The sequence below is a fragment of the Sulfitobacter guttiformis genome (assembly GCF_003610455.1).
In the GTDB taxonomy this organism is placed as follows: Bacteria; Pseudomonadota; Alphaproteobacteria; order Rhodobacterales; family Rhodobacteraceae; genus Sulfitobacter; species Sulfitobacter guttiformis.
In genome coordinates, this window is sequence record NZ_RAQK01000001.1 from 180638 (window position 1) to 203053 (window position 22416).

Annotated in this window: 26 protein-coding genes; 16 read left to right on the plus strand and 10 right to left on the minus strand. The window is 57.2% G+C overall.

The window, feature by feature from the left end:
- Positions 1 to 137 precede the first annotated feature (137 nt).
- The 14 genes from C8N30_RS00840 to C8N30_RS00905 all read left to right on the plus strand — a co-directional run bounded on the left by C8N30_RS00840 (position 138) and on the right by C8N30_RS00905 (position 12693).
- Positions 138 to 953: a DUF1194 domain-containing protein gene (locus C8N30_RS00840; protein ID WP_025062595.1), complete on the plus strand. Its 816-nt coding sequence runs from the start codon at positions 138 to 140 to the stop codon at positions 951 to 953.
- A 54-nt stretch (positions 954 to 1007) separates the two neighbouring features.
- Positions 1008 to 2042 (plus strand): alanine racemase, encoded by a 1035-nt coding sequence (gene alr, locus C8N30_RS00845; protein WP_025062596.1) that lies wholly within the window; start codon positions 1008 to 1010, stop codon positions 2040 to 2042.
- Positions 2039 to 2488, plus strand: coding sequence for a paraquat-inducible protein A (locus tag C8N30_RS00850; RefSeq protein WP_037967938.1), 450 nt, complete (start codon positions 2039 to 2041; stop codon positions 2486 to 2488). Before alr ends, C8N30_RS00850 begins: the two co-directional genes overlap by 4 nt.
- 153 nt (positions 2489 to 2641) lie before the next feature.
- Positions 2642 to 3451, plus strand: a complete 810-nt coding sequence (locus tag C8N30_RS00855) for a DNA repair protein (protein ID WP_198021478.1) — start codon at positions 2642 to 2644, stop codon at positions 3449 to 3451.
- Between the two features lie 142 nt (positions 3452 to 3593).
- Positions 3594 to 4961, plus strand: a complete 1368-nt coding sequence (radA, locus tag C8N30_RS00860) for a DNA repair protein RadA (protein ID WP_025062599.1) — start codon at positions 3594 to 3596, stop codon at positions 4959 to 4961.
- Between the two features lie 30 nt (positions 4962 to 4991).
- Entirely contained in the window at positions 4992 to 5549 is a 558-nt protein-coding gene (locus tag C8N30_RS00865) for a CvpA family protein (RefSeq protein WP_025062600.1), read from the plus strand.
- 67 nt (positions 5550 to 5616) lie between these two features.
- The gene (locus C8N30_RS00870) at positions 5617 to 6762 is read left to right on the plus strand and encodes a PAS domain-containing sensor histidine kinase (RefSeq protein ID WP_025062601.1); all 1146 of its coding nucleotides are present in this window, start codon (positions 5617 to 5619) and stop codon (positions 6760 to 6762) included.
- A gap of 104 nt (positions 6763 to 6866) precedes the next feature.
- Positions 6867 to 8351 carry an amidophosphoribosyltransferase gene (purF, locus tag C8N30_RS00875; RefSeq protein ID WP_025062602.1) on the plus strand — a complete coding sequence of 495 codons (1485 nt, stop codon included), beginning with the start codon at positions 6867 to 6869 and terminating at the stop codon, positions 8349 to 8351.
- 81 nt (positions 8352 to 8432) lie between these two features.
- Positions 8433 to 8825, plus strand: coding sequence for a DUF1801 domain-containing protein (locus tag C8N30_RS00880; RefSeq protein WP_025062603.1), 393 nt, complete (start codon positions 8433 to 8435; stop codon positions 8823 to 8825).
- 116 nt (positions 8826 to 8941) lie between these two features.
- Positions 8942 to 9208 (plus strand): hypothetical protein, encoded by a 267-nt coding sequence (locus C8N30_RS00885; RefSeq protein WP_037968364.1) that lies wholly within the window; start codon positions 8942 to 8944, stop codon positions 9206 to 9208.
- 42 nt (positions 9209 to 9250) lie between these two features.
- A complete protein-coding gene (locus C8N30_RS00890; protein WP_025062605.1) occupies positions 9251 to 9895 on the plus strand; it encodes an SDR family NAD(P)-dependent oxidoreductase in 645 nt (214 codons plus the stop codon).
- Between the two features lie 60 nt (positions 9896 to 9955).
- Positions 9956 to 10741, plus strand: coding sequence for a 5'/3'-nucleotidase SurE (gene surE / locus C8N30_RS00895; RefSeq protein WP_025062606.1), 786 nt, complete (start codon positions 9956 to 9958; stop codon positions 10739 to 10741).
- Positions 10738 to 11403: a protein-L-isoaspartate(D-aspartate) O-methyltransferase gene (locus tag C8N30_RS00900; protein WP_025062607.1), complete on the plus strand. Its 666-nt coding sequence runs from the start codon at positions 10738 to 10740 to the stop codon at positions 11401 to 11403. The genes surE and C8N30_RS00900 overlap by 4 nt, the downstream gene beginning before the upstream one ends.
- A 60-nt stretch (positions 11404 to 11463) precedes the next feature.
- Positions 11464 to 12693, plus strand: a complete 1230-nt coding sequence (locus tag C8N30_RS00905) for a LysM peptidoglycan-binding domain-containing M23 family metallopeptidase (RefSeq protein WP_025062608.1) — start codon at positions 11464 to 11466, stop codon at positions 12691 to 12693.
- A gap of 68 nt (positions 12694 to 12761) precedes the next feature.
- Here the strand turns inward: C8N30_RS00905 and C8N30_RS00910 are convergent, their stop codons facing one another.
- The 4 genes from C8N30_RS00910 to tatA are packed head-to-tail and all read right to left on the minus strand — an operon-like array spanning position 12762 to position 15211.
- Positions 12762 to 13610, minus strand: a complete 849-nt coding sequence (locus tag C8N30_RS00910; protein WP_025062609.1) for an ATP-binding protein — start codon at positions 13608 to 13610, stop codon at positions 12762 to 12764.
- The gene (tatC, locus tag C8N30_RS00915) at positions 13607 to 14521 is read right to left on the minus strand and encodes a twin-arginine translocase subunit TatC (protein ID WP_025062610.1); all 915 of its coding nucleotides are present in this window, start codon (positions 14519 to 14521) and stop codon (positions 13607 to 13609) included. Before tatC ends, C8N30_RS00910 begins: the two co-directional genes overlap by 4 nt.
- Complete coding sequence (gene tatB / locus C8N30_RS00920) at positions 14518 to 14985, minus strand: Sec-independent protein translocase protein TatB (protein WP_025062611.1); 468 nt, start codon at positions 14983 to 14985, stop codon at positions 14518 to 14520. Before tatB ends, tatC begins: the two co-directional genes overlap by 4 nt.
- A 4-nt stretch (positions 14986 to 14989) precedes the next feature.
- Positions 14990 to 15211 (minus strand): twin-arginine translocase TatA/TatE family subunit, encoded by a 222-nt coding sequence (tatA, locus tag C8N30_RS00925; protein WP_025062612.1) that lies wholly within the window; start codon positions 15209 to 15211, stop codon positions 14990 to 14992.
- Between the two features lie 176 nt (positions 15212 to 15387).
- Between tatA and C8N30_RS00930 the strand changes: the two genes are divergently transcribed.
- The gene (locus C8N30_RS00930; RefSeq protein WP_025062613.1) at positions 15388 to 16053 is read left to right on the plus strand and encodes a helix-turn-helix transcriptional regulator; all 666 of its coding nucleotides are present in this window, start codon (positions 15388 to 15390) and stop codon (positions 16051 to 16053) included.
- On the opposite strand, the gene C8N30_RS00935 is transcribed toward C8N30_RS00930, so the two are convergent.
- The 6 genes from C8N30_RS00935 to C8N30_RS00960 all read right to left on the minus strand — a co-directional run bounded on the left by C8N30_RS00935 (position 16050) and on the right by C8N30_RS00960 (position 21243).
- Positions 16050 to 16406 carry a Lin0512 family protein gene (locus C8N30_RS00935; protein WP_025062614.1) on the minus strand — a complete coding sequence of 119 codons (357 nt, stop codon included), beginning with the start codon at positions 16404 to 16406 and terminating at the stop codon, positions 16050 to 16052. The genes C8N30_RS00930 and C8N30_RS00935 overlap by 4 nt on opposite strands.
- Positions 16407 to 16414: 8 nt before the next feature.
- Positions 16415 to 16762 (minus strand): Lin0512 family protein, encoded by a 348-nt coding sequence (locus C8N30_RS00940; protein WP_025062615.1) that lies wholly within the window; start codon positions 16760 to 16762, stop codon positions 16415 to 16417.
- A gap of 9 nt (positions 16763 to 16771) precedes the next feature.
- Positions 16772 to 17857 (minus strand): ABC transporter ATP-binding protein, encoded by a 1086-nt coding sequence (locus tag C8N30_RS00945; RefSeq protein ID WP_025062616.1) that lies wholly within the window; start codon positions 17855 to 17857, stop codon positions 16772 to 16774.
- 37 nt (positions 17858 to 17894) lie between these two features.
- Positions 17895 to 19250, minus strand: a complete 1356-nt coding sequence (locus C8N30_RS00950) for an SLC5/6 family protein (protein WP_025062617.1) — start codon at positions 19248 to 19250, stop codon at positions 17895 to 17897.
- 92 nt (positions 19251 to 19342) lie between these two features.
- Positions 19343 to 20464 carry a DNA alkylation repair protein gene (locus C8N30_RS00955; RefSeq protein ID WP_025062618.1) on the minus strand — a complete coding sequence of 374 codons (1122 nt, stop codon included), beginning with the start codon at positions 20462 to 20464 and terminating at the stop codon, positions 19343 to 19345.
- Entirely contained in the window at positions 20464 to 21243 is a 780-nt protein-coding gene (locus tag C8N30_RS00960; RefSeq protein ID WP_025062619.1) for an SDR family oxidoreductase, read from the minus strand. The genes C8N30_RS00955 and C8N30_RS00960 overlap by 1 nt, the downstream gene beginning before the upstream one ends.
- A 155-nt stretch (positions 21244 to 21398) precedes the next feature.
- On the opposite strand from C8N30_RS00960, the gene C8N30_RS00965 reads away from it, so the two are divergent.
- Positions 21399 to 22409, plus strand: a complete 1011-nt coding sequence (locus C8N30_RS00965; RefSeq protein WP_025062620.1) for a Hint domain-containing protein — start codon at positions 21399 to 21401, stop codon at positions 22407 to 22409.
- Positions 22410 to 22416: the final 7 nt, after the last annotated feature.

The window sequence follows — 22416 nt, forward strand, 5'->3', positions numbered from 1 at the left end:
GTTTTCGGTACTCTAGCGAGGTTAACCACCCTCACAAGCAATTGTTTGTCTGACGTTACGAACCAAGCTTTGTGTCAAAAGGAAGCGGGGATAAAACGTGATTGGACAGAAAGCGCACGAGTTGCCAACCTCCTATCATGCTCACCTTTACGCTCCTCTTCTGGACCAGTTTGCTGTGGGGCCTGTTTCCGCCCGCTGCGGCCTTTGCCCGTGAAGTGGATTTGGAGTTGGTCCTGGCGGTGGATGTTTCCCGCTCAATGTCGGCAGAGGAACTTGAACTGCAAAGGCGCGGCTACGCCGAGGCACTTGGATCACCGGAAGTAATAAAGGCCATCGAGGGCGGTTTGCTGGGCCGCATTGCTCTCACTTATCTGGAGTGGGCGGGCGCCGGTAGCCAGCGGGTGATTGTCCCTTGGACCGAAATTTCGGATGCCACGCAGGCCGGAGCGGTGGCGTTGCGGATCGGAAGCTACTACGATGCAAGCCTGCGCCGTACGTCGATCTCCTCTGCGCTGCGCTACAGTGCGCGCAGCATCGAGACGAATGGTTTCGAGGGAATGCGCCGTGTGATCGACATATCAGGCGATGGCCCTAACAATATGGGCATTCCTGTTGCTGCCGCGCGCGATGAGGTCGTCGCACGCGGCATAACCATCAACGGCCTGCCCCTGATGACCGAGGATATTCTGAGCGAGATGTGGGGCATTCCCGATCTAGATCTCTACTACACCCGCTGCGTGATCGGCGGGGCCGGTGCGTTTGTGGTGCCGGTGTTGACGTGGGATGCCTTTCCCGCCGCCGTGAAACGCAAAATGGTTCTGGAAATCGCAAGCGCACCCGCAGCCCCCCCCATAGGTGCACAGCTTTTCAAGGCACAGGAGAAAGCGCCCTATGACTGTCTTGTGGGCGAAAAAATGTGGAAACAGAATCGCACCTATTTTGATATTCCGTAGCCGTGCTGCGCAGATGATCTTGACGCCGCGGGCAAGACGGTCAAAACCAGAGCCATGAGTACAGGCACCCTGACAATCGACCTAAACGCCATTGTTGCCAACTGGCATGCGTTGGCAAAACTTGCGCAGGTCGAGGCAGGCGCGGTCATCAAGGCGGATGCCTACGGGCTGGGTGTTGACCGTGTAGGGCGACACCTTGCAGCAGCCGGAGCGCGCCAGTTTTTTGTGGCTGTAGCCGAAGAAGGCGTGGCCTTGCGTCGCGCCATCGGGTCCGGTCCGTCGATCTCGGTGTTTTCGGGCCACATGGCCGGCGATGCGGATATGATCGCAGGTGCCAACCTTACGCCGCTGATCAATTCAGTCGACCAAATGCTGCATCACGTCGAATCCCTGCCTGGGCACCCTTTCGGTCTTCAACTGGATACCGGCATGAACCGTCTGGGGATGGAACCGGCCGAGTGGTCGGCCCTGCGCGATATCGCCCTTGCCCAGAACCCGACACTGCTGATGTCACATTTGGCCTGCGCGGATGAGCGGGACCACCCCATGAACGAACAACAGCGGATGGTGTTCGAGGATATGACCGAAGGCCTCGACATTCCGCGCTCGCTTTCGGCGACAGGCGGGACATTACTGGGTGAGGCCTACCATTATGATATGGTGAGACCGGGCATAGGCCTTTATGGTGGGTTGCCATTTGTGGACGCTGTACCCGTCGTTACACTCGACCTGCCGGTGGTTCAGGTGCGCGATGTCCTCGCTGGTGAAACAGTCGGTTATGCAAATGCGTGGAGCGCGAAAGTGAACTCCAGAATTGCGACGGTCTCGGGCGGCTATGCGGACGGCTTGCTCCGGGCAATGGGGCCAAACGCAAAATTCCACCACAACGACATCGCGGTGCCTGTCGTGGGCCGCATCTCGATGGATCTGATAACCGTGGATGTAACAGCCCTGCCCCAAGCGCCTTCCAGCCTGCAACTTATCGGCATGAACCAGTCCGTCGATACCGCCGCCGATTTTGCTGGCACCATCGGCTATGAAATTCTCACCAGCCTCGGGTCACGGTACAAACGCGTCTGGCTGGAATGACACTGCTAAAACCTGCGAACCTGTTGCTGCTGGTTCTCTATCCAGTCGCATGGTTTGCGCCACTTATGCGCGCGGGCCTGCTGCCGCTTTTTGGCCTGAGTGAAATTTCCGTCATGACGGGTCTGCAATCGCTTTGGGGCACTGACACCTTTCTGGCGATCGTGGTGGCCACGTTTGCACTCGTGGCACCTTATGTGAAAACGATTGGTCTGTCCCTCATCCACTTTGGCCTGATCGGTCCCCGCATCACTAAATTGCTCGAGCTTTTGGGAAAGCTCGCTATGGCTGATGTTTTTTTGATTGCGCTCTACATCACCCTGACAAAGGGAATCGGCGTCGGGCGCATCGAAGTTGCGTGGGGACTGTACCTTTTTACTTTCTGCATCCTCACGTCGCTTTATATCAGCTGGAAAACGCACCAATTAACCCGAAAAGACCTGAATTGAGTGGCATGAGGGAAACAGTCACGACTCATTGCGACCATTTATAGTCCCTTTTTCCTTTTCAGATCAGCGCAAGCCCTTTACTCTCATACTCAAGGGTATGAGCGAGACCTTGCTCATTGGGCCATCTGCCAAATCGGCCATCTGGGGATAATGATGCAACAGATGAAAACCCTCGGGTTTCTTCTTCAATATATAATGCAGCGTCTGGCGCTGGTATTTTTCGCGGCTTGTGCGGCGGCTCTCACGACGGCCACTATCATGGCAGCCTTGGGCAACTGGGCATGGGTTGAAGTTCCGTTAGGATATTCGGGTGAACCCGTCGAGAACGCGGGTATGTATCTGCAGATCGGCGCGACTGTACTGGCCGCAGGTATCTGCTTTTTCCTGCCCGCAAACGCCCGCATCATGAAGCTCGAGAATTCGCACCGCCGTTTCACTGTTTCGATGGATGATGTTGCCCGCGCTTATGGCGCTGTCCATGCCGCCGATCGTGGTCGGAATTTTCAGCTCAGCTCGGAATTTGATGCTGTGCGCGAGCGCCTTGCCTATTTGCGCGATCATCCTGATCTCAGTACGCTCGAGCCTGCCCTGCTGGAGACCGCCGCCCAGATGAGCCACATCAGCCGCGAATTGGCGGAGATTTACTCAGACGAAAAAATTGGCCGCGCCCGCGACTTCTTAAAACAGCGTCAGGAAGAAATCAGCCAGTTCAACAGTCGTCTTGATCAGGCGAAGTCAATCTCTACAGAGATGAAGCACTGGCTGCACGAGGTCGAACTGGAAGAAAGCGTGGCCGCTGCCCAGCTTGCCCGCCTTGCCGAGGAAATGAACGAGGTGTTGCCCCAAATCGGCCGCCAAACAGTTCTGCGCGTGCCTACCGTCAACGCTCCTGTTGAAGAAGCCCCCCTTGACAGCACAGCTCTCGACAATTCGCTCTACGAGCTGCCTAAGGCCGCTGAATAACGCCATTGCCGCCGCCCGACTGACACTCGCAGCGTTACAAGCGCCCTTTTCCTAGAGCACTGGCAAAGATTTTCAGCGCCTTTGTCCCTCTTTTGTTCCGTTTGTCATTGATCCCGTTCGCAACGCGGGGCATCAACACGTCATGGCAAAACCGATCAAAAACTTTTCCTGCACGAAATGCGCTGCGACATTTTCCAAATGGTCCGGCCGTTGTGACAATTGCGGCGAATGGAACACCATTCAGGAAGACAAAGGCATAAGCGCAGGCCCGCCCTCCAAATCACTGGGCGCGCGGCGCGGCTCTGCAATGGCCTTGATGGATCTCGCCACTGAAGAAGCCCCACCACCGCGCACCATGTCAGGCTTGGGAGAGCTTGACCGTGTGCTCGGCGGTGGTCTGGTCGCGGCATCGGCTATTCTGGTTGGCGGTGATCCCGGCATCGGTAAGTCAACGCTTCTGCTTCAGGCCGCTGCGGCGTTTGCCAATCAGGGGCTCAAGGTGGTCTACATCTCGGGCGAAGAGGCCTCCGCGCAGGTGCGCATGCGCGCGCAGCGGCTTGGCCTGTCGGACGCTGCCGTGAAGTTGGGCGCCGAGACCAACCTGCGCGACATCCTGACCACACTCGACAAGGAGCGGCCTGCCCTTGCTATTATCGATTCGATCCAGACTATGTGGGCCGATAACGTCGAAAGCGCGCCGGGCTCCGTTTCTCAGGTCCGCGCCGCTAGCCATGAGCTTACCAGTTTTGCCAAACGCACCGGCACCTCTGTAGTCTTGGTCGGCCATGTCACCAAAGAAGGACAGATCGCCGGTCCGCGCGTGGTCGAGCATATGGTTGATACCGTGCTCTATTTCGAGGGTGAGCGCGGGCATCCGTTCCGCATACTACGCTCCGTCAAAAACCGCTTCGGCCCTGCCGACGAAATCGGCGTGTTCGAGATGACAGGACGTGGCTTGGCGGAAGTTACCAACCCCTCTGCCCTTTTCCTGTCCGAGCGCGGTGCACCAAGCCCTGGATCAGTGGTGTTTGCTGGCATCGAGGGCACACGCCCTGTGCTGGTCGAGATACAGGCGCTCGTTGCGCCATCGCCCCATTCTCAGGCCCGCCGTACTGTCGTGGGGTGGGATGGCGGCCGCCTGGCGATGATCCTTGCGGTGCTTGAGGCGCGCTGCGGGATTCCCTTTGCAGGGCTTGATGTATACCTCAATGTGGCAGGTGGCATGAAAATTTCCGAACCTGCCGCCGATCTCGCGGTTGCTTGCGCGCTTTTGAGCGCACGCGAGGATACAGCATTACCAGCAGAAACCGTGGTTTTCGGGGAACTTAGCCTCTCTGGAGCGCTCCGGCCTGCCACCCAGACCGAAAACAGGTTGAAAGAGGCGCAAAAACTTGGTTTTACCTCGGCAATAGCTCCAAAGGGCGGCAAGGCAGTTGTTGTTGACGGGATCGCGATGCGCCCGATGACCGACCTTACCGAATTTGTGGGCGAGATATTCGGCGCAGGCTAACGCGCCCCTCAGACAAAAGGCGAGACGAGCATGGAAGGTTTTACCATCATTGACGGCGTGGTTGCGCTGGTCATTGTGATGTCGGCGCTGCTCGCCTATGGCCGCGGATTCGTCCGCGAGTTAATGGCAATTGTTGGTTGGATCGCCGCTGCTGTCCTCGCTTATCTTTTTGCACCGCAGGTTGAGCCGCTGGTACGCGAAATTCCAGTGGTCGGTGATTTCCTCGCCGACAGCTGCGAGCTGTCAATCATTGGGGCCTTCACGCTGGTTCTTGCTGTTACACTCGTAATTGTATCGCTGTTCACACCGCTATTTTCATCGCTGGTACAGCGGTCGTTTTTAGGGGGCTTTGATCAGGCGATGGGGTTTGTTTTCGGGGTGGCGCGGGGCATTTTACTGGTCGCAATCGCTTTCTTTGTCTACTCGACCGTCATCACAGGACAGCAATTTACAATCGTTGACGAAAGCCGCTCGGCGCTGGTGTTTGGCCGCTTTTCTGACGATATCCAGAACTCCGATCCGGATCAGGCACTTGGCTGGATCACAGGCCGCTACGAGCAACTGGTTTCGAGCTGTTCCGCAGGCTGAGACGCCCAGTTTAAGCAAGTCGTAACTGTCAGCGGGTATGCATCTTTCCAAAGCGGAGAGATCACGGATGGCACTAGACGAATTTTTCAAGCTGATCGACTGCGTGCCTACGCCTATCTTCGTGATGGATGTCACACCGGGCCAGCTGCCCGTCTATGCGCACTATAACGTCGCCGCGCGGGAAAAGACGGGGCGCAAGCTTGAAGATATTGTCGGAAAAAACTCAATTGAGGTATTCGGTCCCACGTTTGGCGCAGCGGCCTGTGAAGAGCAGCGCTTGACGATTCTGCACCGCAAACAGCGCGAATATGAATATGAGATCCCGCTTAAAGACGAAATCCGGATCGTTCGGACGACAATGAACCCTCAATTTGACGCGCAGGGCAACGTGATACGCCTTATCGGCAATCCCACAGATATCTCCATTGAATGGATGGCTCAAAGCGCCCAAACAAAGCTTGAAACGATCACGACGGAGGTAGAGCAATTTATCGCCATGGCCGCGCATGACCTGCGCACGCCAATGCGAAATGTTTTGTCGCTTACAGAAATGCTGGAAGAAGGGTTTGAAAACCACGGCGACGGCAAGCTTGAATTAATCAAACTACTCAAAGAAACATCAGAAAAATCAATGGATTTGATCTCCGATGTGCTCTCTTACGCCAGCACTCTCAATCTGGCGAATACCCATACACTATATCCTCTACAAAAGATGTGCGCCAATCTGATGGAGGTTCTTGATCCACACGGAAAACACCGCATCACTGCGACTGATATTACCCTCTCGGGCGAGAAAAACGTAATGCAGATCGTCCTGCATAACCTGATTGATAATGCGCTAAAACACGGAAATAGCCCGAAACTGACACTCAGATGCGATGCTGTATTACTCGGCACCTCCCAGATCGAAATTACAATGCGCGATGATGGCGCCGGCTTTGACAATCCCGGAAAGCTTTTCCTCGAAACTGGCGAGTTTCTCGTCGACAGCGGTTACGGGCTTCTGGCCGTGCGCAAGCTTGTCCTCGCACGCGGCGGGACGATCACGGCTTTTAATGATCCGCATACGGGTGGCAGCGCCGTGCGCTTCACCCTCCCGAACAAAGCCGTAACCGTCTCCAAAAGCCTTAAACCCTTCGAGCACGACCACAATCCGCCGAGCGCGCCTACTCCGGCAACTGCTCTCATGCACCATCCTGTGTCCGGCGGGTGAATTTCGAGATTAGCAGCGTGACTCTTCGCTCAAGGTCTCGTAAACCCCCCGCATCCCTTGTCGGTCGCAGGAGCGCTCCCTTGTCCCATATCCCGCCCAAGAAAATGCCGCCCGCCCATCCTTTCGACAGTACGTACTTCTCGGACTTCGAGGACGGTGACAAACTGAAGGAAGAATGCGGGATTTTTGGCGTTGTCGGTGTCGCAGATGCCGCAAATTTCGTAGCTCTCGGACTGCACGCGCTACAGCATCGCGGTCAAGAGGCCGGGGGAATCGTGACATACGACCCCGAAGCAGGTTTCCAATCTGCCCGGCGCTTTGGCTATGTACGTGACAACTTCACCAGCCAAAAAGTGATGGAAACCCTGCCCGGTTCGCTCGGCATTGGTCACGTGCGTTATTCCACCTCCGGCTCCAAGGGGCAGACCGCAATCCGCGATGTACAACCCTTCTTCGGTGAGTTCGCCATGGGCGGTGCTGCGATTGCGCATAACGGTAACATCACCAATGCCAACGCTCTGCGCCGTGAACTGATTGGGCGTGGCTCGATCTTCCAGTCTTCATCTGACAGCGAATGTATCATCCATCTGATGGCCCGCTCCCTCCAGCAGACCATTCCCGAACGGATGGAAGACGCGCTGCGCCGCGTCGAGGGTGCATTTTCGATCGTCGCGATGACCCGGACAAAGCTGATCGGTGTGCGCGATCCGCTTGGCGTGCGCCCGCTGGTGTTGGGCAAACTTGGTGACGGATACGCCCTCAGTTCCGAGACCTGTGCACTTGATATCATCGGCGCTGATTTCGTGCGCGAGATCGAGCCAGGTGAGATGGTCGTCATTACGGAGAAAGGCATCCAAAGCCATTTCCCGTTCCGCCGCCAGCCATCGAAATTTTGCATTTTCGAACATGTCTATTTCTCCCGCCCCGACAGTATTCTTGGTGGCAGGTCGGTCTATGAGACCCGCGAGGCGATTGGCCGCGAACTTGCGAAAGAGGCGCCCGTCGATGCCGATATGGTCTGTCCTGTGCCCGATTCAGGGACGCCTGCGGCCATCGGATACAGCCTCGAGAGCGGGATACCCTATGCCATGGGGATCATTCGGAACCAATATATGGGTCGTACGTTCATTGAGCCTACGGAGAGCATCCGCAACATGGGTGTGCGCCTCAAGCTCAACGTGAACCGTGCGCTGGTGCGTGGCAAACGCATCATTCTGGTTGACGATTCTGTGGTGCGCGGCACCACCAGCCGCAAGATTAAGGAAATGATCCTTGATGCTGGTGCTGCGGAGGTACACTTCCGCATTGCATCCCCTCCGACTGCATGGCCTTGCTTTTATGGCGTCGACACGCCGGACCGCGACAAGCTGCTGGCCGCGACCATGTCAGAGGACGAGATGCGCGAGCATCTGGGTGTGGACAGCCTCAAGTTTATCTCGCTCAACGGGCTATATCGCGCCGTGGGTGAGGCCGAGGGGCGTAATAAATCCTGCCCTCAATATTGCGATGCCTGCTTCTCAGGAGAGTACCCTGTAGTACCTTCCGATAAGGTCGAAAGCGGCTTTGTCATGAAACCGGCTGCAGAATAAATAGGCTTTCAGGCCGTGCAATTGTCGCGCGGCCTGAACCTTTGCAAACTGCCTCTGCCAGTTTTGTGCTAAAACTCCCTCATGACCGATATATTCGATGAAACCGTCGCGATGTGGCCTTTAGGGGCACGGAAAAAATTTAACACGATGCGTGCACTGATTCTCACTTCAGCTGTGCAAGCAAATGCAGGACCCATAGAGGAGAGCCTAAAATGGGGCGAGCCTGCATGGCGTCCAAAACGTCCGAAACAGGGTACGACTCTCCGCTTATGTTGGCACAATAAATCGCCCTCCACGATTGCGCTGTTGGTCGGTTGCCGCACAAGCATAAGTGCTACCATGCAGGAGGTTTATCCAACTGTTTTTCAATATGAATCCAATCGCGCCTTGCGTCTAGGTCTGGGTGATCCACTGCCGGTTGAAGCTCTCGATCATCTCGTGCGGCTCACGTTTACCTACCACCGCAAACCGTAACAGGCACACCTCCGCCGAGGCTGTGGCAACCATTTGCTGACAGCAGGCACCCCCTCTTTTTTCCAGCCTGAACAAGGCCTAGCTCCGCGTAGAGATAACGCACAGGAGCCGAAATGATGGCCACGCAAACCGACGGTACACCCACCCCGCCCGAAGTAGAAAAGCACGCAACCGAAGAGGCAAAGCTGGAGCGGCTGGCCCTTTTGGGTACGTTTGGTGCTTCTCATGCACCGCGTGCGCTTGTGCGCCTGCGCCGCGGCGCAACCCAAACTGTCAACATCGGGGACAGCGTAGACGGGCGCACCGTGCAGGCCATCGGCCATGGAGAATTGGTGCTGATGCACAACGGGACGGTGAAAATCCTGCGCATGCCGCAGGTTTGAGCCCCCCTTGACGGCGCGGACTGGCCCGCGCATATCCCCTTTATGACAGAGAAAACCGCATTGATCACCGGCGCGTCCCGCGGCCTTGGTGCAGCCCTCGCCGAGGCGCTCGCGCCCACTCATCATATCATCGCCGTCGGCCGCACCGTAGGCGCGCTGGAGGAGCTTGACGACAGAATCAAAGCCCGCGGCGGCAGTGCAACACTGGCACCGATGAACGTGAATGATACTGGGGCTATGCAAACCCTGTGTCGCGGCATCCACGACCGGTGGGGACACCTTGATATGTGGTTGCATACGGCAATTCATGCAGCGCCGCTGACCCCCAGCCACCACATTGATACCAAAGATCTGGAGAAATCCGTAGCAGGTAACATCACGGCAACGGCCACCCTGATCAATTATATCAGCCCCCTGCTAGGCGAGGCGGGCCAGGCTGTGTTCTTTGACGACCCGATCGTAGGTCAAAAGTTCTATGGCAGCTACGGCGCAACAAAAGCCGCGCAAATCGCGCTGGCACGCAGCTGGCAGGCCGAGACGGTACGCATTGGGCCACGCGTCGATATTTTAACACCTCAGCCAATGCCCACCGCCACCCGTGCGCGCTTCTTTCCGGGCGAAAATCGCGAAGGCCTACACGATATCCACACCGAAGCGGCCCGCCTTTTGGCAATCCTCCAGAAATAAGCGCGCCCTCGCTTGCCCGCGCCGCAGCCCTCGCCTATCAAGGTAAAAAGGGGCAATTTGATGCGTATACTGGTTACCAATGACGATGGCATAAATGCACCGGGTTTACGTGTGCTCGAAGGTATCGCGGCCACCTTGGCCGGACCACAGGGCGAAGTATGGACTATCGCGCCCGCATTCGAGCAATCAGGCGTGGGCCATTGTATAAATTACACCAAACCGACCCTGATCACCGAACTTTCACCGCGCAGGTACATGATCGAAGGTAGTCCCGCCGACTGCATCCTATGCGCCCTTTACGACCCGATGAAAGATGCACTGCCCGATCTGATCCTGTCCGGCGTAAACCGCGGGAACAACGCCGCCGAGAATACGCTATACTCCGGCACCATCGGTGCGGCTATCGAGGGGGCGCTTCAAGGTGTGCTGTCGATAGCATTGTCCCAGTTTTATGGCCCTGAAAACCGCGATCTTGACGACCCGTTCGAGGCGGCTGTCGAGCATGGTGCAGATGTGTGCCGCCGGATCCTTGCGCAAAAACGCAACGATGCAAACGGCTATAGCGTGTTCTGGAACGTGAACTTCCCGCCAGTTGCCGCTGCCGATGTAAAGGGTATCCGCCTTGCGCCGCAGGGGCGCAGACCCGGTGTCAACTTTTCGACTATACCCCATGACGCCCCAAACGGACGTCGCTTTTTGTGGATCTCCGGCGGCAACCAGCAAATCGCCCCCGCAGACGGTACAGATGCTGCCATTAATCTAGAAGGCTACATCTCTGTCACGCCCATGCGTGCAGATCTGACAGCTCATGATGTATTCAGCGGCATTACGGACCTCGACACATGAACGACGGGCACGAAGAGGCCGTCACCGAGGCAGAGCGCAAGATGCAGTTTCTCTATGCTCTGCGCTCCAAGGGGGTGACCGACAAGGACGTGCTCGGCGCGATGGAATCGGTGGACCGTGGCCCCTTTATCCGAGGATTGTTCGCGGGGCGCGCTTATGAGGACATGCCACTCCCAATTGCCTGCGGGCAAACCATAAGCCAGCCGTCCGTGGTAGGCCTGATGACCCAGGCATTAGAGGTGACGCCTCGCGACAAGGTTCTCGAAATAGGCACCGGCTCGGGCTATCAGGCAGCAATCCTGAGCAAACTTGCGCGGCGCGTTTACACGATCGACCGCCACCGCCGTCTCGTTCACGAGGCCCGCGTGGTGTTCGAGGCATTGGACCTCAACAATATTACTGCCATCACGGCCGATGGCAGTTTCGGCTTACCCGAACAGGCCCCCTTTGATCGCATCATTGTGACAGCCGCCGCAGAAGATCCCCCCGGTCCGTTGCTGGCACAACTCAAGGAAGGCGGCATCATGGTGTTGCCAGTAGGTCAATCGGACGCCGTTCAACACCTGATCCGTGTGCGAAAGACCGCAGAAGGGCTGGAATATGACGAAATGCGCGCAGTTCGCTTCGTTCCGCTTCTCGAGGGGTTGGGCAAGGACACATAATCTGGTATAGACACTCAAAATCTCGGGTACACGAGATGGGCAGTGACAAGGACAACCCAGATGAAACTTTCAGACATGCGCGTATCTGTGCGCGTCCCGCTCCTTACGGGTGTTGCATGCATCACGCTTGCCGCCTGTAACCAGCCACTTGATTTTGACATGCGTGGCATAGGTGGCGGCTTTAGCACGGCGAATGCTGCACAAGCTGCCTTGGACGGGCGCCCCGCACCTGACGATCGCGGCGTCATCTCCTATCCGAACTATCAGGTTGCCGTTGCGCGGCAGGGCGACACACTTGTGGATGTTGCAAACCGCCTTGGGCTCGACGCGCCTCAGCTAGCACGCTTTAACGGGATCAACCCCAATGTACCGCTGCGCAAGGATGAAATCATCGCCCTGCCATCACGTGTGGCAGAGCCATCCCCCGCAACCGGCGCCATCGGTACAGGTCCCATCAAACCTGTCGACATTTCCACAGTTGCAGGAGGTGCGATCGCGCGCACGCCGGCCACGCCCGGTGTTCAGACGACCACCCTGGCTCCGCTACCAGCAGCCAAGGCCCCGTCGCAAACCGGAAAAGAACCGATCCGCCATAAGGTCGAGCGTGGTGAAACTGCGTTCACCGTTGCGCGGCTATACTCCGTTCCAGCCAAAGATCTGGCCGAATGGAATGGTCTGGGCGCTGATTTCGCAATCCGCGAAGGTCAGTATCTGCTGATCCCTGTCCCCTCACAAAACCCACCAAAGGCAGCACCGGCACAAAGCGCGTCTGCAACAACGCTGCCTGGTGTTGGCTCGGTCACGCCGACGCCACCATCAGCAACGAAACCCCTGCCCGCAGAAAAGATCGAGCCGGCTGCACAAACGAAACCGGTCCAAACTGCGGTGGTAACCCCGAAACCGGTTGCGGATGTCGGTAAAACAACTGCACCTGCCGCTACCGGCAAGCTGGTTAAGCCGGTCAGCGGAACGATCATCCGCGACTATGCTAAAGGCAAGAATGAGGGCATCAACATTAAGGCAGCTCCCGGCACAGCGGTAAAAGCGGCTGATGCTGGAACGGTCGCAGCCATCACTCAAAGCGCGGATGGTGTGCCCATCATTGTGGTTCGTCACGCTGATAACCTGCTCACCGTCTATGCAAACGTGACCGATGTGGGCGTGAAGCGCGGCGATACTGTCTCGCGCGGCCAGAGCATCGCGAAACTGCGCGGAGGCGATGATTCTTTTGTTCATTTTGAAGTGCGTAAAGGTTTCGACAGCGTCGATCCAAACCCCTTCCTAAACTAGGTATCGTATTTCAGGTCAGTGGCATTGATGCCCGGTCCGGTATTCTCACCGAACCGGGCGTTTTCATTTCAGCCGCTAATCGTAACACCCTGCCGCCCAGCAAGGTCGGTGAAAAACTGCCACGCAACGCGCCCCGAACGACTGCCCCGCGTGGCTTGCCACTCGATCGCCTGCGCACGTAAATCAGCGTCGTTGATTGCCACACCATGTGCGTCGCAATAGCCGCGGATCATCGCAAGGTATTGATCCTGATCGCAGGCATGAAAACCCAGCCAAAGGCCGAAGCGGTCTGAAAGAGACACCTTCTCTTCTACTGCTTCGTTGGGGTTTATGGCTGAGCCGCGCTCGTTCTCGATCATGTCACGGGCCATCAGATGGCGGCGGTTCGATGTGGCATAAAGGACTACATTCTCGGGCCGCCCCTCGATCCCGCCATCCAACACAGCTTTCAACGATTTGTAATGGGCATCGTCATGGTCAAAACTCAGATCATCGCAAAACAGAATAAAGCGTTCCGTATGCGCACCGCGAAGCATATTGAGCAATCGTCCGACCGACGGCAGATCTTCGCGCTGTAATTCGACAACCTTGAGATGGGGGTATTCTGCATCAAGTGCGCCATGCACTGCCTTAACAAGGCTCGACTTTCCCATGCCGCGCGCCCCCCACAAGAGCGCATTGTTCGCAGGCAATCCGGCTGCAAACTGTCGGGTATTCTGCAAGAGTGTATCGCGCGCACGCGCAACCCCGAGCAGCAGGTCGATGTCCACCCGCGAGACATGCGCCACGGGCTCTAGACGGTCAGGCGACGTGTGCCAGACAAATGCCGAAGCGCTGGTGAAATCGGGCGCGACAACAGGCGCTGGAGACATCCGCTCCAGCGCCTGTGCAATGCGGTCCATCGGATCATCGATCATATATCGCGTTCCTTGGTTTCCTCGACGATCGGATCCTCGCGGTCGATATCGTCATAATCCCCCTCGTCCTCGTCATCGTAAAAGCCATCAGCGCGCAGTTCTTTTTCGCGCTTGGCATCCACACGGGACACGAGGAAAATCGAAATCTCGTAGAGGCCGTAAACCACAACAAACAGGATCAGCTGTGTCACCACATCCGGTGGCGTCACCAATGCAGCAAGCAGCAAAATTCCCACAAGCGCATATTTGCGCACATTGCGCAGGCCCTCGGCAGTAACAAGCCCTGCCTTACCCATCAGCGTAAGCAGCACAGGAAGCTGGAAACAAAGCCCGAAGGCCACTATCATTTTAAGCGTAATATCGAGGCTTTCGTTCACTTTACCGTTAAAAACGATGTCGATCCCCGAGGTTTTCGTCTCGCCGTTGGCCAGCATTGCAGACAGGTAAGAAGCCGCATCCGAGAACCCAAGAAAGAACTGCATCGCCAGTGGCACAACCACGTAATGCGCAAAAGATGCCCCCAAAAGGAACAGTAAAGGCGAGGCGATCAAAAAGGGAAGAAATGCGTTCTTCTCGTTTCTATAAAGCCCCGGCGCAACGAAGCGCCAAAGCTGTGTTGCTATCACCGGAAAACTGATTGCGAGGCCACCCACCATCGAAATGCGAACGAGCGTGAAAAAATATTCCTGTGGTGCTGTGTATTGCATTACAGGATTAGGGTTCCCCAGATCGCGCATCGTATTTTCAATCGGCACCAGCAAAAAATCAAGGATCGCGCTGCCGAACGAAAAACAGATAATCATCCCCACCACAAACGCGAGGACGGAGCGGATCAGCCGCGTACGCAACTCCGCCAGATGTTCGATCAGCGGGGCTGCGCTGTCGTCAATGTCGTTATCCGAGGCACTCATGAATCCGCTTTCTTTTGCGCTAGCTTTGCCTGTAACGAGGCATCCAGTTCGTCGGCCTTGGCCAATGCTTCCGCAGCTTCGCGTGCCTTGCGCTCTGCAGCAGCCCGTGCCGTGCCCGCCTGAATACGTGCTACATCCTCCGCCCGTTTGGCAGAGAGTTTGCCTGTTTCGCTATCGGGTTCGACCTTCGTGAGCGAGCTTGCCGCGTCTTTCACGCCGTCCATCGCCGTGCCAATCGGGTTACTTGCTGCTTTGAGCGATTTGCTCAGGCCCGAAGACACCTCACGCATGCCCGACTGGTCCGCCGCATCGTTCATTGCACTGGAAAACTCCCGCGCCATGCCTTTGGCCTTGCCGACAAACTGGCCCACGCGGCGAAACATCACCGGCAGATCCTTGGGGCCCACGACGATCAGCGCCACAACCCCCACCACCAGCATTTCGGTCATGCCAATATCGAACATGGTGTTACACCTTGTCCTTAGGCTCGACATCAGGCTGGGGCACATCAGCCACATCATCTGCCTTGGAATCGAGCAGCTCTTTCTCACCCTCATTGATGCCTTTTTTGAAGCTGGTAATTCCCTTACCCACTTCGCCCATCAACGAGGAAATCTTACCCCGACCAAACAGCACCAATACAACCACCGCGATGAGCAGCAGACCCGGCAAACCAATATTGTTCAGCATATCTTTTCTCCTATCAAAAATATCTGGCCCGCCAGCGACGACGGGATGTTGGAATTATGAATATCAAAAGTGCCGCACTGCAAAAATGACAAACGTCTGATTCGCGCATGAAACGTGATAAAGGCCGCCATTTTTTTGATCTTGTCGGAGGCAACTGACAGGTCTATGTCAGGAGCATGCCCCGTTCTGATCGCCTTTTTGATATCATCCAAATCTTGCGCGACGGAGAAGTGCACAAGGCGCAAGATCTTGCGGTGGATACAGGCGTATCTGTGCGCACCCTCTATCGCGACATGGATACTCTTGCCGCTTCGGGTGTTCCGGTTGTCGGCGCACGCGGCACCGGCTACCGGCTACCGCCCGGCATCACATTGCCGCCACTCACCCTCACCCCAACCGAGCTTGAGGCGCTGAATCTGTGTCTTGCCATCGCTGCGGAAGTGGCCGATCCCGACCTGAAAACCGCAGTTCAAACCCTCATCGAAAAGTTTGATGCTGTGTTGCCCGAAACCGCCGTGGCCGAGGCAGATGCATGGCAATTTGCCGTGACGCCTTTTTCGGATGCTGCGCGGGGGTTTGCCCGCATGCCAACAATGCGCGCAGCGATCAAAGCGCGCCAAAAGCTGCGGATAACCTACACATCACAAGGCGGCACTGTGACCACCCGCACCATAAGGCCGCTCCATATGGAATATACCGGACGTATCTGGACCCTGATTGCGTGGTGTGAGTGGCGCAAGGAACACCGCGTTTTCCGCCTTGACCTCATCAACACCGCCGAAGCCCTGCCACAGCTTTTTGGCGACGAGGCGGGAACGATGCTGGCCGATTACAGGCGTTAAACTTTGAGCGCCCAACCGTCCTGCGGGGATAGAAACGCCTCCACGCTGGCTTGTGCAATTACGATGGTCTCGCCGTTTGACGGTACATTGAGGCCACCATGAACGGCACGCACTTCCGCACGCCCCCGTGGCAGCACAGCACGGAGCACCTCCAGATCTAGGGCATCGGGTTCCTGAACTCCGACGGTCACCTGCACGCGCATCGCGTCATGCGGCAGCTCCAGTGCGCCGAACAGGGGCAGAGAGGAGTGGCGCAACGCGTCCTCAATAGCACGTTTGGCAGCCTTGGTGTAATCCATACCGTGCAGGTCATTGCCCATGCCCATCTCGATAATCACACGTTGTCCGATCATTGGATCGCTCATCTGCGTTTCTCCATATCAAATCCGACAGACAGTGCGACATTGGCCATGATCGTCGGATTGCCAGTGCCCTCGGGCCGTGGCACATCCAGACCGCCCTTGACCACATTCACCGTGACTTGCCCGTATGGAAACACGGCTCGAAGAACGTCTGCATCCACCGCATCCGGCTTTTGCACGCCTACATCCAGCGTGATGCGCATATCCGCTTTGTCAAAGCCGAACAGCTCAGCAAGGTTGATCGAGTTGTGCCAAAGCGCGTCCTTTATCGCCCGCTCGGCGGCTTGGGTATAGTCCCCGCGCCGCAATGAGGTGCCCATCCCGAATTCTACCAACAGCTTTTGCATCGTAGTCCCCTATTTCCCGACACCAAAAACGAAACATTTGTCCCGCCGGATTGTCAGCCACATCACAGTGCCCGCACTGGGCATGAACACGTTCGGCACCGTCGCCCTGAGCAAGGAGCCATCGTGATCCATACGGTATTCGATCAGACTCTCGTTTCCCATAAACCGCGCCCGCTCGACGACAGCGCGGGCAGGCGTTCCATCGGCGGCTGTGGGCAGCGGCCCCTTGCCCGCACGGTCAAAATCAATGCGCACATGCTGGGGCCGGAAAACAATATCCACCGAGGTACCATCAGGAATACCAGGGGCTAGAAACCGCCCAAAGGCAGTGTGCGCCAGCGCACCCGATACTTCAGCACGCACAACATTTGCATCCGAAAAAAATGCCACCGCCGCACGGTCCAAAGGGCGGGTATAAACGTTATAAGGCGCGCCCTGCTGGACGATCTTGCCGTCCCGCATCAGGGCAATCTCGTCGGCCATCCGCATCGCCTCGTCGGGCTCATGCGTTACCAGCAGAACCGCAGTGTCCTCTTCTTTGAGAATGCTCAACGTTTCGTCGCGGATGCCATCGCGCAGGCGGTTATCGAGGCCGCTGAACGGCTCGTCCATCAGCATGATACGCGGACGCGGGGCCAATGCACGGGCGAGTGCGACGCGCTGCTGCTCGCCACCAGACAGCTGGTGCGGATAGCCGTCGATAAAGCGCTTGAGGTCCACCCGCTCCAGCAACTCCTCCACCCGCGCCCGCTTGGACGCTTTGTTGCCGCGAAGGCCGTAGCCAACATTATCGGCTACACTCAGATGCGGAAATAATGCGAAGTCCTGAAACATCAGGCCAATCTCGCGCCGTTCGGGCGGGACGCGAAAGATCGTATCGCAAATCAGCGCACCGTCCACATGGATGGTACCGCTATCCTGCATTTCGACCCCGGCAATCATGCGCAGCGTTGTTGATTTCCCGCACCCCGAAGGCCCCAGAAGGCAAGTCACCTGCCCCGGCATAATCTTGAGGCTCACGTCGTCGACAACAGCGCGACCGTCAAACCGGCGCACGAGATTGCGAATTTCCAGACGTGGCGTGTCAGACGGCATGGGCGTTAATCCGATCATTTCTGTCGGATAGCAGGTATCAGCGCTGCCGCGCACCTGCAAGCACCGCCGCAAACCCGCTGACCAGAACACAGGCACAAATCAGCAAAAGCTGCTCGTATTTATGCCCTTCCATCAGCCATGGCGTCACAAAATCCGATGTACGCACAAGATAGATCAGCGACCCGAGCATTGCCGACCCAAACGCCACAACATAAGCCCAGAGTTCGATCTGACGCCCCATTACCAGCCCGACAATCAGGATTGGCGTCAAAAACATCGAGGCAGTCCCGCTTACAGCCACCGCATCAAACAGAGTGGCATTGCCCCAAAGTGTGAGCAATGTTCCCCCCAGCATAAACGCCACCATAACGGCCCGTCCAGAAGTAAGGGTGCGTGGCAGGCCGCCTTCCTCGACCACCAGCCGCGAGGCGGAACTGAGCGCAGAATCGAGTGTGCTAAGCGCCGATACCAGCAGCGAGATCATCAGCAGCCCAAACACCCATGACGGGAACATGGTCGCCCATGTGCCGATCAGCTCCCCCTCGTAGGCGGCACCAAGAAGGCCAGCCTGAATGCCGAAAAAACCGAACCCGATAATGCACAGCGTGCTGATCCAGAAGGCGTGCCTAAACGATGCCCGCGTGGTGGCACGGTCCGCTATGAATCCACGATCCATCATCACCGGATCGTGCGCGGGGTAGCTGAACACCTGCAACGCGGCCACAGCCAACAAGATCCAGCCATTGTAGCTACCCGAAGTTCCCGGTGCCGTCACCACCGCGCCCAGATCAAATGCAGGGCTGGTCACCAGCGCGCCAAATGCCACACCGAACACTACAAGGAAAACTATCATCTGCACCACATCTGTGCGCAGCGCCGCCGACAGCCCGCCCCATGCGGAATAGGCCAACCCCAATACAGCGACGATCCAGATCGCAGTTGTCCCGCTCCCCTCCAGAACAGCGTTAAAAATGAGGCCAACAACAACCAGATTTGCAAACACCTCCGACAGCAAGCGCAGGGCAATTACAAAATTATAGCATGCGTTACCAATGCTGCCAAACCGCACCCCGAGCCAGTCCTGAACCGAGGTTGCACCGCCCTCGCGCAGTCGCTCGACAATATATCCCCCCGTCAGGAACGAACCATAGTAGGCTGCATAGGCCAGCGTACCTATTATTCCGTAATAGTAACCAAGGATCGCGGCATTCATCAGACTTCGCGCGAAAATCCATGTTGTCACCTGACTGAGGACCAGAACCCAAAGGCCAGGACTACGCCCCGAAGCCCCCGTCCCACCGAAAAATCCGTCGATCGTGGCGCGGCGCGGCGCGGCCAGCACGGACGCAACAAGGATGACGCCAAAGGCGGCGATCAGGACAACGGGGTTCATGGCGGACCTTTCATAAAAACCTTCACCAGCGCTATGCCAGCCAAAGCCCGCAATCCATCAAAAATTCTACTACTGTCAAAAATGTGAAGAGCTTAGGCTACCAGCGTAAAATCCGCTTGAGCCGCATTGCGCCCGTTAACCTGCACTGTGATCACATGCGCGCCGACGTGTAGAGCAAATGTGCTCATCGTTCCGTTGAACTTGTGTGATTTGGGAAGGGTCAGCGGCACCCCTGCGACGATCATCACCGCCTTGAGCTTGAAAACCTTTTGCGCGACCTTTCCGGACGCACGCGCGAAAGTAATGCAGTAGTCGACCAGTACGGGCAGGTCTGTATCGCTGTTCAGAACCACATCGAACACAAGCGCATTGCCCATGGCGACGCTGGTCTGCGCAAGCGTGAGCGTGGCGCGCACTGGCGCATCTGGTTCATACCCTAGTACAGTCATCGCCCCGCTGTGGCCCTTCTTTACCAGTGTGCGCAATGCGTGGCGCCTGATCCAGTCAAGCTCTTTCGCATCTTGTTGGCTGCTGTCACGCCAGCTTTCCAATCGCGCCAACACGGCATCGGGATCAATCTTGCTTAGATCATTCAGATGATTCGCAACCGAGCGCGTAACATAGCGTGTCCGGTCACTGTGCAGTTCATCCAGCAGTGGCAATCTTTGCGCAGTCGTCAGACCCACATTAACCGCCCACGGCAGGCGCGGTCGCGTGCCCTCGCTCACCAATCGGCGCACGTGGTAATTTTCATCATGTGCCCAGCGGGTCAAATCCGCAAGTGTCTCCTCGGGCCATCGGTTAAGGAAATGGCGGATGTAGAATTCCATCGAGAAGCGCTGCGTTGCCTCATGGATCAAGGCCATAGCACGGGCGCGGTGATGCTCCAGACCGTGACGTGCAGCTAGGATACCAGGTACGGCATGGATAAACCGGCCAAAATCACCGTCTTGCCTGTCAGGATCGAGACGCGGCGGCATCGACGCCTCCAGCTGCACGGCCATCGTAGGAAAATCATCCGCCAATTGCACGGCGATGCAATCGGCAAGCCACTCCATCCGCGCCATCAACTCACGCTCGGGCAAACCGGCCATGGCTTGCGCCATAAATGCTGCCGCGTCAAAGCCGGAGACGCCGGCGGCAAATTCTGCCGCCAGCTGCCCGACTGTCTGCGCGTTGAACAGATGGTCCTTAAGCGAGAACTTTTCAGCCATCACATTGTGATGTTCGTCGCCCCACCGTCCAGCAGGATTGATTGCCCCACGATGAACCCTGCATGGGTGGAGCACAAAAACGCACAGGCCGCACCAAATTCGTCGCGGGTGCCATAACGCCCTGCAGGAATGCCTGCTGCCCGCTCGGTCCGCGCCTCTTCCAGCGTGATGCCCTTGGCCTTGACCACACCACCATCAAGCGCATCTGCGCGATCGGTCGCGTGGATACCAGGCAGAAGATTGTTGATCGTAACCCCCTTACCGGCTACCTGCCGCGAGGTGCCCGCCACATACCCCGTAAGACCAGTACGCGCCGAATTGCTCAGGCCCAGAACGCCGATGGGCGCACGTACCGATTGCGACGTAATGTTGACCACACGCCCCCAACCACGGTCCATCATCGCAGGCACCAGCGCCTTGATAAGCGCGATAGGTGCCAGCATATTTGCATCAAGCGCTTTGATGAAATCCTCACGCTCCCAATCTGTCCACATGCCAGGAGGCGGGCCGCCAGCGTTATTGACCAGAATGTCAACGCCCTGCGCCGCTTTGATCACTGCGGCCTGACCCTCTTGCGTGGCCACATCGGCAGCAACCGTTTCAATGCTCACGCCGTATGTGCTGCGCAACCGCTCGGCTTCGGCTTCAAGGGCTTCTGACCCGCGTGCGTTCATCACCAAGTCAACACCCGCAGCCGCCAGATGCTCGGCACAGCCCAGCCCGAGGCCCTTTGAAGAAGCGCAAACCAGCGCCTTTTTTCCTTTGATCCCCAGATCCATTTCGTATCTCCCTGTTTGGTTGTCGCGATTTCGGGTGGCCCCAGTGCTAGCGCAGCCCGAACCTGCGCGCCAGCAAAACACCGCCGCATTGACCGTAACCTGCCATAATTCTAGTGTAGGGCCACGTCCAAGCAGTTCTAAAAAAGAGACTTCAGATGTCCACAGGCTCCCTCTCGTCCACCAGCGTTCCGGTCTATGTCTCGGGGCAGATCCGTGCAACGGACGGTGCAAATACTGGCGATGTTATCTCGTTCTCGAGCGAGCTTATCCTCGATGACATATACGAGATGGAGTTCGGCGCAGAGCCTGCACGCTTGTCGCTGGTGGCGCGTGATGATGCCAGCTTTGCCATCGGGCATGACACCACTATCGGCATTCCCGGTGCAGTGGTTCACCTCGATAGCGCACTTGTGTTTATGTCACCTGATGGAAGTATCTCGGACGCGCTGCTGCTGGTCGAAGTAGATCCGCAGGGCGATGTGGCTGAAATTTACCTTCTGCCTTTCAGCGCACTTGCTCCCAAGGTTGAATACCGCCTCGTCGGGATTGACCGCGAGCATGCACATAACAAATTCGCGCAGGTGGCCTGCGTCAGCTTTACCCGTGGTACCCAGATCACAATGGCGTCGGGTGCACAGTGCCCCGTGGAGGATCTGGTCGTGGGTGACCGCGTTCTGACCCGTGATGATGGGGTGCAGACCCTGCGCTGGATCGGGACCTCGACCACCCGTGCCGTGGGCGAATTTGCCCCGATCCGCATCGCCGCAGGCACATTGAACAACACTGCCGATCTGCTGGTGAGCCCCGATCACCGCCTGTTCATCTATCAGCGTACCGACGAACTGGGCGCAGGCCGCTCAGAGCTTTTGGTAAAAGCGCGCCATCTGGTCAACGGCACCTCGGTAACAGTGGATGAAGGCGGCTTTGTCGATTACTTCCAGCTGTTGTTCGACAGCCACCAAATTATCTATGCCGAAGGCATCGCCGCCGAAAGTATGCTGATCAACAGCCGGACCCGCCCCGTCCTGCCCGCCGACATGGCACAAAGCCTTGGATTGCATATTCCGGGCCATTCAGACCTGCCCCATGCCGGAATGGATGTGAGTGAGGGTTTGCTCAAACACCCCGACACCGCCGCGTTGCTGAAAAAAGCTTCCGGTCGCTGAGCTGCGG

Excerpts from the sequence above, each read along its gene's own strand:
- C8N30_RS00840 (WP_025062595.1), top strand. The coding sequence starts at position 138 with ATGCTCACCTTTACGCTCCTCTTCTGGACCAGTTTGCTGTGGGGCCTG.
- alr (WP_025062596.1), top strand. The coding sequence starts at position 1,008 with ATGAGTACAGGCACCCTGACAATCGACCTAAACGCCATTGTTGCCAAC.
- C8N30_RS00850 (WP_037967938.1), top strand. The coding sequence starts at position 2,039 with ATGACACTGCTAAAACCTGCGAACCTGTTGCTGCTGGTTCTCTATCCA.
- C8N30_RS00855 (WP_198021478.1), top strand. The coding sequence starts at position 2,642 with ATGCAACAGATGAAAACCCTCGGGTTTCTTCTTCAATATATAATGCAG.
- radA (WP_025062599.1), top strand. The coding sequence starts at position 3,594 with ATGGCAAAACCGATCAAAAACTTTTCCTGCACGAAATGCGCTGCGACA.
- C8N30_RS00865 (WP_025062600.1), top strand. The coding sequence starts at position 4,992 with ATGGAAGGTTTTACCATCATTGACGGCGTGGTTGCGCTGGTCATTGTG.
- C8N30_RS00870 (WP_025062601.1), top strand. The coding sequence starts at position 5,617 with ATGGCACTAGACGAATTTTTCAAGCTGATCGACTGCGTGCCTACGCCT.
- purF (WP_025062602.1), top strand. The coding sequence starts at position 6,867 with ATGCCGCCCGCCCATCCTTTCGACAGTACGTACTTCTCGGACTTCGAG.
- C8N30_RS00880 (WP_025062603.1), top strand. The coding sequence starts at position 8,433 with ATGACCGATATATTCGATGAAACCGTCGCGATGTGGCCTTTAGGGGCA.
- C8N30_RS00885 (WP_037968364.1), top strand. The coding sequence starts at position 8,942 with ATGGCCACGCAAACCGACGGTACACCCACCCCGCCCGAAGTAGAAAAG.
- C8N30_RS00890 (WP_025062605.1), top strand. The coding sequence starts at position 9,251 with ATGACAGAGAAAACCGCATTGATCACCGGCGCGTCCCGCGGCCTTGGT.
- surE (WP_025062606.1), top strand. The coding sequence starts at position 9,956 with ATGCGTATACTGGTTACCAATGACGATGGCATAAATGCACCGGGTTTA.
- C8N30_RS00900 (WP_025062607.1), top strand. The coding sequence starts at position 10,738 with ATGAACGACGGGCACGAAGAGGCCGTCACCGAGGCAGAGCGCAAGATG.
- C8N30_RS00905 (WP_025062608.1), top strand. The coding sequence starts at position 11,464 with ATGAAACTTTCAGACATGCGCGTATCTGTGCGCGTCCCGCTCCTTACG.
- C8N30_RS00910 (WP_025062609.1), bottom strand. The coding sequence starts at position 13,610 with ATGATCGATGATCCGATGGACCGCATTGCACAGGCGCTGGAGCGGATG.
- tatC (WP_025062610.1), bottom strand. The coding sequence starts at position 14,521 with ATGAGTGCCTCGGATAACGACATTGACGACAGCGCAGCCCCGCTGATC.
- tatB (WP_025062611.1), bottom strand. The coding sequence starts at position 14,985 with ATGTTCGATATTGGCATGACCGAAATGCTGGTGGTGGGGGTTGTGGCG.
- tatA (WP_025062612.1), bottom strand. The coding sequence starts at position 15,211 with ATGCTGAACAATATTGGTTTGCCGGGTCTGCTGCTCATCGCGGTGGTT.
- C8N30_RS00930 (WP_025062613.1), top strand. The coding sequence starts at position 15,388 with ATGCCCCGTTCTGATCGCCTTTTTGATATCATCCAAATCTTGCGCGAC.
- C8N30_RS00935 (WP_025062614.1), bottom strand. The coding sequence starts at position 16,406 with ATGATCGGACAACGTGTGATTATCGAGATGGGCATGGGCAATGACCTG.
- C8N30_RS00940 (WP_025062615.1), bottom strand. The coding sequence starts at position 16,762 with ATGCAAAAGCTGTTGGTAGAATTCGGGATGGGCACCTCATTGCGGCGC.
- C8N30_RS00945 (WP_025062616.1), bottom strand. The coding sequence starts at position 17,857 with ATGCCGTCTGACACGCCACGTCTGGAAATTCGCAATCTCGTGCGCCGG.
- C8N30_RS00950 (WP_025062617.1), bottom strand. The coding sequence starts at position 19,250 with ATGAACCCCGTTGTCCTGATCGCCGCCTTTGGCGTCATCCTTGTTGCG.
- C8N30_RS00955 (WP_025062618.1), bottom strand. The coding sequence starts at position 20,464 with ATGGCTGAAAAGTTCTCGCTTAAGGACCATCTGTTCAACGCGCAGACA.
- C8N30_RS00960 (WP_025062619.1), bottom strand. The coding sequence starts at position 21,243 with ATGGATCTGGGGATCAAAGGAAAAAAGGCGCTGGTTTGCGCTTCTTCA.
- C8N30_RS00965 (WP_025062620.1), top strand. The coding sequence starts at position 21,399 with ATGTCCACAGGCTCCCTCTCGTCCACCAGCGTTCCGGTCTATGTCTCG.